Source organism: Arthrobacter sp. Hiyo1 (assembly GCF_001263615.2).
In the GTDB taxonomy this organism is placed as follows: domain Bacteria; phylum Actinomycetota; class Actinomycetes; order Actinomycetales; family Micrococcaceae; genus Arthrobacter.
Genome location: NZ_DF952471.1, coordinates 258,003 through 264,960 on the forward strand (window position 1 = coordinate 258,003; position 6,958 = coordinate 264,960).

Annotated in this window: 8 protein-coding genes and 1 pseudogene; 4 read left to right on the forward strand and 5 right to left on the reverse strand. The window is 65.0% G+C overall.

The features are described 5' to 3' along the window. Positions 1–63: 63 nt before the first annotated feature. A complete protein-coding gene (locus tag AHiyo1_RS12735; protein ID WP_059388811.1) occupies positions 64–375 on the reverse strand; it encodes a hypothetical protein in 312 nt (103 codons plus the stop codon). A 248-nt stretch (positions 376–623) separates the two neighbouring features. On the opposite strand from AHiyo1_RS12735, the gene AHiyo1_RS12740 reads away from it, so the two are divergent. The 4 genes from AHiyo1_RS12740 to AHiyo1_RS12755 are packed head-to-tail and all read left to right on the forward strand — an operon-like array spanning position 624 to position 4,237. Beyond that, complete coding sequence (locus AHiyo1_RS12740) at positions 624–1,655, forward strand: sugar kinase (protein ID WP_059388812.1); 1,032 nt, start codon at positions 624–626, stop codon at positions 1,653–1,655. Further along, positions 1,652–2,413 (forward strand): IclR family transcriptional regulator, encoded by a 762-nt coding sequence (locus tag AHiyo1_RS12745; protein WP_059388813.1) that lies wholly within the window; start codon positions 1,652–1,654, stop codon positions 2,411–2,413. Before AHiyo1_RS12740 ends, AHiyo1_RS12745 begins: the two co-directional genes overlap by 4 nt. Then, on the forward strand, positions 2,410–2,814 hold the full coding sequence (locus tag AHiyo1_RS12750; RefSeq protein ID WP_059388814.1) for a RidA family protein: 405 nt from the start codon (positions 2,410–2,412) through the stop codon (positions 2,812–2,814). The genes AHiyo1_RS12745 and AHiyo1_RS12750 overlap by 4 nt, the downstream gene beginning before the upstream one ends. A gap of 43 nt (positions 2,815–2,857) precedes the next feature. Beyond that, a complete protein-coding gene (locus AHiyo1_RS12755; RefSeq protein WP_172465588.1) occupies positions 2,858–4,237 on the forward strand; it encodes a sensor domain-containing phosphodiesterase in 1,380 nt (459 codons plus the stop codon). Between the two features lie 9 nt (positions 4,238–4,246). Here the strand turns inward: AHiyo1_RS12755 and AHiyo1_RS12760 are convergent, their stop codons facing one another. The 4 genes and pseudogenes from AHiyo1_RS12760 to AHiyo1_RS26745 all read right to left on the reverse strand — a co-directional run. Beyond that, positions 4,247–4,684 carry a rhodanese-like domain-containing protein gene (locus AHiyo1_RS12760; protein ID WP_059388816.1) on the reverse strand — a complete coding sequence of 146 codons (438 nt, stop codon included), beginning with the start codon at positions 4,682–4,684 and terminating at the stop codon, positions 4,247–4,249. A gap of 20 nt (positions 4,685–4,704) precedes the next feature. Then, complete coding sequence (locus AHiyo1_RS12765; RefSeq protein WP_084784493.1) at positions 4,705–5,520, reverse strand: IclR family transcriptional regulator; 816 nt, start codon at positions 5,518–5,520, stop codon at positions 4,705–4,707. Between the two features lie 7 nt (positions 5,521–5,527). Then, the gene (locus AHiyo1_RS26735) at positions 5,528–5,731 is read right to left on the reverse strand and encodes a hypothetical protein (RefSeq protein ID WP_253257335.1); all 204 of its coding nucleotides are present in this window, start codon (positions 5,729–5,731) and stop codon (positions 5,528–5,530) included. A gap of 36 nt (positions 5,732–5,767) precedes the next feature. Then, positions 5,768–6,900: pseudogene (locus AHiyo1_RS26745) on the reverse strand (beta-N-acetylhexosaminidase); the annotation flags it as partial. Positions 6,901–6,958: the final 58 nt, after the last annotated feature.

Here is a 6,958-nt window from a genome sequence, read left to right on the forward strand (position 1 = left end):
CGAACGCGCGGGCCACGCGGAGCTGGGCGAAGTTCGCCACAGTAATCCCCCAGGCGCCACGGCTCAGCTGTTCCGCCCAAAGCTGCGGCGCATGGTGGTCTTTCCGTGCGGAGCCAGCAAGACGCCGTGCTCAGCACACCACGAGGCCAAGCGATCGGCATTGCCGCGGAGCGCCCCGGCATCAAGTGTCAGCAACGGCGTCTGGAGGTCCTCGAGCTTCGGGGCTGTGGAGAGGAACTCGCGGTGGCTGGTGCCGTTGGCTGTGGCGGGCACGGCTTTGTGCCGCCAGTCGAGCCGGACATCCGCCAGGCGCGCCACGGCGTCCGCTGCAATTGCCCCGGCCTCTGCTCCGGCCCCGGACGTGGAAGTGTTCACCAGTTCGATCCCTTCACGATGCGCAACTTCACTGTGCGCAATTCACTGTGCGCATTCTGCTCTCAAAACCCGTGCGTTGCGTATTTTGCAACGCAGGTTGCAAAGCTGTTGATGATATGTCTAACATGGTGCAGGATTGGGAGTCAAGGCCGCGGCGTGGCCCGGCACTCCCTGACCAGGCCACGGAAATCCCTTCTTCATTGGGTGTCGAGTGCCGCTGGAAGCGGCAGAGGGAGCGCGCGAGTTTCATGCTTTCAGCTGTATGTGTGGGCGAGACGATGGCCATGCTCACCCCGGTGAAGCCCGTCCCGCTGCACCAAGCCACGGAGCTGCACTGCGGCATCGGCGGCGCGGAATCGAACGTTGCCATGGGCCTGGCTGCCATGGGCCTGGACTCCCACTGGGTAGGCCGGGTGGGCAAGGACGGATTCGGTATCCGGATCCTGGAGGAACTCAGCAGCCACGGAGTAGGCGTTTCCGGCGTCGAGGTCGATCCCGGACGGCCCACCGGGCTTTACGTCAAGGTGCCAGCCCAGGAAACAGACCCCGACGGCGGCAGTTCAGTTTTGTACTACCGGCAGGGTTCCGCCGCATCAGCGATGAACCTGGGCACCCTGGCGAATCCCGCCGTCGAGCGTTTGCTTAACGAAGCATCGCTCATCCACCTGAGCGGCATCACAGCGGCGCTCTCGGCCGAATGCCTTCAGCTCACGGAAGCCATCCTCGCCGCACCGAGGCAGGGCCGCATCATCAGCTTCGACGTCAATTGGCGGGCGGCACTCTGGGCCGGACAGGACCGTTCCGTGCTGCGCCGCCTGGCCAATCTCGCCGACATCGTGCTGGTGGGCAAGGACGAGGCCGAGCACGCCTTCGGCACCACGGACGAAACTGAACTGCGGCGCCTCATGCCGGATCCCGCCGTCGTCGTCATCAAGAACGAAGCCACTAGCGCCATCGCCCTGGAACGGGACGGGACGCGGTCCGAAGTATCGGCGTTGTCCGTGGACGTGCTTGAGCCGGTGGGCGCAGGCGATTCCTTCGCGGCCGGGTACCTCAGCGGCGTGCTGTTCGGCCTCGGGCAGAAGGCGAGCCTTCGCCGCGGTCACGTCGCCGCAGCCTGCACCCTCACCGTGCATGGCGATCGTGGCCCGCTCCCCGGCTCCGCCCTGCTTTCGGCCATCCTCGATTCCACAGACGCCGAATGGGCTGCGATCCACGTCGCCGCAGGACACTTCAGGAGCCATGACCGAAGCCTTCACGATCGGAGCACAGCACCATGAGCCAAAGCCTGATGCGGGCCATCGACCTGCTAGCCGAGCTTGCGGCCAAACCGGCCACCCTGGATGAGCTTGCCTCCAAGGCGTCGGTACACAAGACAACCGTCATGCGGCTCCTGCACGCCATGGAGGAAAAGCGATTCGTTGTCCGCGATGAGGACCAGCGGTTCATGCTTGGATCCAAACTGTTCGAGCTGTCCTCGCTCGCCCTGGAGCAGCGGGACATCCGCAAAGTGGCGCACCCGTACTTGGCTGAGCTGAACGGAAAGACCGGGCACACCGTGCACCTTGCCGCGTTCGAGGGCAATGACGTGGTGTACATCGACAAATTCGAGTCGCACCATCCCGTGCGGATGTACTCCCGGATCGGCCTGACCGCGTCCCTGCATTCGGCCGCCGTCGCCAAAGTCCTGCTTGCCGACATGCCGCGCAGCCGGCAGGAAAAGATCGCGGCGGGACTCGACTACACAAGAATTACCGACACCACCCTGACCTCGCCGGAGGCCCTTTTGGCCGAACTGGAGCAGGTCAGGGTCCAGGGCTGGGCCCATGACAACGCCGAGCACGAATCCTTCGTGCACTGCATCGCGACCCCCATTCGCGACGCGAGCGGCGCCGTCGTGGCCGCAGCCTCTTGTTCGGTACCGGTGGTGATGCTCAGCTATGAAGGACTGCTTGAGCTGCTGCCCGACCTCAAAGCCAGCACCGAGGCCATATCCCGCGACCTCGGCTGGATCAGCCACGAAAGGAACTCCGCATGAGTGAAAAGACTGTAGTACTGACCGAAAACGCTCCGGCCCCGGCGCACGTATTCTCCCAAGGCATCCAGAAGGGCGGCCTGTTCCAGGTCTCGGGCCAAGGCCCCATGGATCCCGCCACCAACCAGTACATCGGCGAGGGCGACGTCCGAGTCCAGACCCGCCGCACATTGGAGAACGTGAAGGCGATCCTCGAAGCCGGCGGCTCCTCAGTGGAAGACGTCATCATGTTCCGCGTCTACCTCACCACCCGCGACGACTTCGCCGCCATGAACGAGGTCTACGGCGAATTCATCACCGAGAACGTCCCCAGCGGCCAACTGCCTAGCCGCACCACGGTGTTCGTCGACCTCCCGCACGAAGTCATGCTCGTGGAAATCGACGCGCTGGCCGTTACGGCGTAAGCCCCGGAGCCCGGCTTGGTGGCACTATTGGGTGATGCCCTTCATGCGCTTTCCCCGGCTTAAGAGGGCGTCTTCCCGGGAGGGACGCCAAGCGAACCGGCTGGCGTCGGCCTCAACCGGATGGTGGCTGCTGGTTGTCGTATTCATCGAGGCTGCAGTCGCCTTGTCTATCCGCCTGCCCTTGGCTTTCGGGCTTCCGCCGTGGGGCGGCATCGATGAAAAGACCGGATTCCCCGCGCTTCTCGCACTGCTGATCGTGCCCCTGGTGGTACTGGCCGCGTGGCGTCTCATGCGGCAGCAGCAGCGGGAACGCAGCCAGGCGTTCCGGACGTCGCGCTTGATGGACACCGTGCTGCACACAAGCATGGACTGGCTGTGGGCCACGGGGCCCGATGGACGATTTACGTTCTGCAGCCCGGCGTGCAAGGACATCACGGGGTACGAACCCTCCGAACTGCTGGGGAGGCACATCACCCGCGTGATCGACCCCGGGGACCTGGCAGACGCACGGGTGGACTGGAAAGCCAGGGAAAGCGGCGACTCCTCGTGGTCACGTGTAATCACCGTGTGCCGCCACCGGGATGGCAGCCGCGTCTTGATTGATGTAGCCGGAAGGCCGATTCGCGACAGGGAGGGCAGGGACTGCGGTTTCGAGGGCACCTGCCGTGTCTTGAATCCAGAGGCAACACGTTCGCGGGCGGAAGTCACTGTCCGCATCCAGGCCTTGCTCAATGACGGCTCACTCATCACAGCATTCCAGCCGATCCGGTGCCTGGAAACGGGCAACGTCGTTGGAGTGGAATCCTTGACAAGGTTCAGCGGTTCCCAGGAGTTGTCCCCCGAGGTGCGTTTCATGGAGGCCGCCTCGGTCGGCCTGGATATCGAGCTTGAGATCCTTGCCCTCCGGACGGCGCTGACCACCGCGGCAGGGCTCCCACCGGATCTGTACATCGCGGCAAACCTCTCACCCCGGGCGTGCCTTGACCCCCGGCTGGCAGCCGCGATTGTGGAGTCGGCCATCCCTCCGCGACGCATCGTTCTTGAGGTCACCGAACGCCATGAGGTGACCAACTATGAGCCGCTCGCCGAAGCGTTGGCACCGTTGCGGCGCGCCGGGCTCAGAATAGCCGTGGACGACGCCGGTGCCGGCTTTGCTTCCATGCGCCACATCCTGCAGCTCAAGCCGGACCTCATCAAACTCGATCGCGAAATCATCGCCGGGATCGACACGGATCCAGGCCAGCGGGCATTGGGAGCTGCGATGGTCGGTTTTTCCGCCGAAATCGGAGCCGCCCTGGTAGCCGAAGGGATCGAGACCGAGGCCGAGCTGGCTGCGGTCACCAAGCTCGGGATGACCGCGGCCCAAGGCTACCTTCTCGGCCGCCCGTCGCTCCGGCCTGAGGACTGGGCGGCTTGGGGGTAGCGATGGCCGCTACCCCTCGGGTTGGTGCGCCGTGACCAGCCCATCGAAGTCCCGAACGACAACGCCTGTAGCTGTCTCCACTGGGAGGCCGTTCCGCGCCCAATACTCAATGCCGCCGATCATCTCCCGCACCGGGTACCCAAGTTCGGCGAACGCCAGGGCCGCGAAGGTACTTCCGTTGCAGCCCGGTCCCCACGAATAGACCACTATTGCGGTCCCGGCGGGGATCAGTGCGGCTGCCCGTGCGGGTATCTCCGCGGTCGGAAGGTGCATGGCGCCGGGGATATGGCCGTGGTCCCACGACGACTGCCTTCGGGTATCCACGAGCACGAAACTGCCGGGAGCCGCATCGGCGACGTCCATGACGTCGATCTCGAACCGCAACTTCGCCCGGAAGTAGGCGCCTGCGGCACCGTCCGCCCCAACCGCAGCACCGGCGTCGTTCATTGGCTTTTCCATGAGCCCCTCTAAGCGAGCTTGGCGAGTTTGGCGCCTGCCCGTCGCGATCCCAGCTTGGCCGAGATGCGCAGGCTGGTTTCGGCGGCCATGGGACCTACTTCCCGGACGCGTTTGGCGGTCATGCGGGACGACAACGATGAAACGCTGAGGGCGGCCACCACGTGATCATCGTGGCCAAAGATCGGGGCTGCCACGCACCGGACCTCGGGTTCGTTCTCACGGTCGTCGATCGCGTAGCCCCGGCGACGGATCGCGGCGAATTCAGTCCGCAACTGCTCGGGATCCGTGATGGTCCTGTCGGTGATCGGCACCAGATCGCCGGCCAGGATCGGAGCCACCACTTCCTCCGGACTGAACGCCAACATGGCTTTGCCGACCGCAGTGCAATACGCCGGCATGGTCGCCCCAACGCGCGATGCCATACGAACTGTTGCCTCGTCTTCAACTTTGTCGAGGTAAACCACATCATGGCCGGACAAGACCACCAAGTGGCAGGTGCTTTCCGTAGCCCTCATCAGCACCCTGAGCTCGGCGTTCGCGACGCTACGCAAATCGAGCCGGTCCAGGTATGACTGTCCCAAACGCAGGCAACCATGGCCCAGCCGGAAGCGGCCGCTCTCGGCATCGCGTTCCAGCAGGTTTTCGTCCAACAAGGGCGCGGCCAACCTCAGGACCGTGCTCTTGTTGAGCCCGGAGAGCTTGGTCAGCTCCACCAAGGCGAGTCCGTCCGCGCTCACCGGATGCTCCGCCACCACCGCCAGCAAAGCCAGCGCCTTCCGCAACGAAGCCGAGGAGTTCCGGGCCTCCATGCCTTCAGTACCCACGTGTGTCCTATCCAGCGGCAATGCGCTGCTCGGCGTCGTAATCGCGTTTCCAGCCAGCCACGCCAGGCCTCAACTGCCAGGGATGCGGTCCGGACAGCGGCCGGTATTCCACTCCCATGGCCTCCAGGCGTTCCAGATGCGCGCCTTCGAGCCTGGCCAGGAAACCATCGTAGTCCCGGTTCTCCGGCTGGGACCAGAGCACCTCCGCCACGGCGCTCAGCCGCGGAAACGCGGCGAAGTGGACCCGTCGCGGGGAATCCAGGTGTTCCGTCCAGATATTGGCCTGCGCCCCGAGGAGCCTGCCCGGGAACGCCTCATCCGCACCCGCGGGCAGAGGTTCGAAGCCGTAGACATCCTGCAGCGTGGTGACAAAACCCACGGGCACGGGTTCGTCGTCGCCGTCGGCCTGCCGGTGGTCCAGGTACAGCCTGTGCTCAGGCACATGACCACGTCATAACCGCTTTTGAGCGCGCTCATACCGCCTTCATAGCCTCGCCAGGAGGCCACCAACGCACCATCCGGCAGCTCGCCGTCGCCGATTTCATCCCACACGGAGGTAGCCCGCCCACGTGCGTCAAGGTGCCCCGCCAACTGCCCCACAAACCAGCTGTGCAATCCCGAAACGTCCGGCATCCCGAGTTCGCGGGCTTGGGACTGCGCCTGGGCGCTGGATTGCCACTGGGTGAGCGGAACTTCGTCTCCGCCCAAGCTGATCCAGCGGGACGGGAAGATCTCCACCACTTCATCGAGCACGTTGCGGTAGAACTCCAACGAGGTTTGCGAGACTTCCAGGACCGTCTCGTTGATTCCCCAACGGGTCCACACCCCGGGGGCCGCGCCCGTTCCCAGTTCCGGGTAGGCGGCGATGGCGGCCTGGCTGTGTCCCGGAACGTCAATTTCGGGGATGACGGTGATGTGCCGCTCGGCAGCGAACGCGACCACTTCGCGGAGATCGTCCTGGCTGTAGAAGCCGCCGTGCGGAAGCCCGTCGAAAACCCCTGCCCGCCACGAACCCAGCGATGATTCGCGCCGCCACGCCCCGGTCTCAGTGAGCTTCGGGTAGCGGTTGATCTGGATCCGCCAGCCTTGGTCGTCCGTGAGGTGCAGGTGCAGGACGTTGAGCTTGTGCATGGCCATCACCTCGATGAACCGGAGCAGGTTGTCCTTGGGCATGAAGTGCCGGGCCACGTCCAGCATGGCCCCGCGGTACCCGAAACGCGGGTGGTCCAGGATGGATACCTTGGGAACCGGCCATGCGCCGCCCGTCTCCGGAACGGGCGCTTGCCGCAACGCGGCAGGTCCCATCAGCTGCAGGAGCGTCTGCGCGGCATAGAAGGCTCCGGCCGGACCGCCCGCATGAATCACGACGGCGGCGCCCACCTCCAGTCGGTACGCCTCGGCGTCGAGCTCCGGGTCAAGCAGGAGGCTGATACCCGGA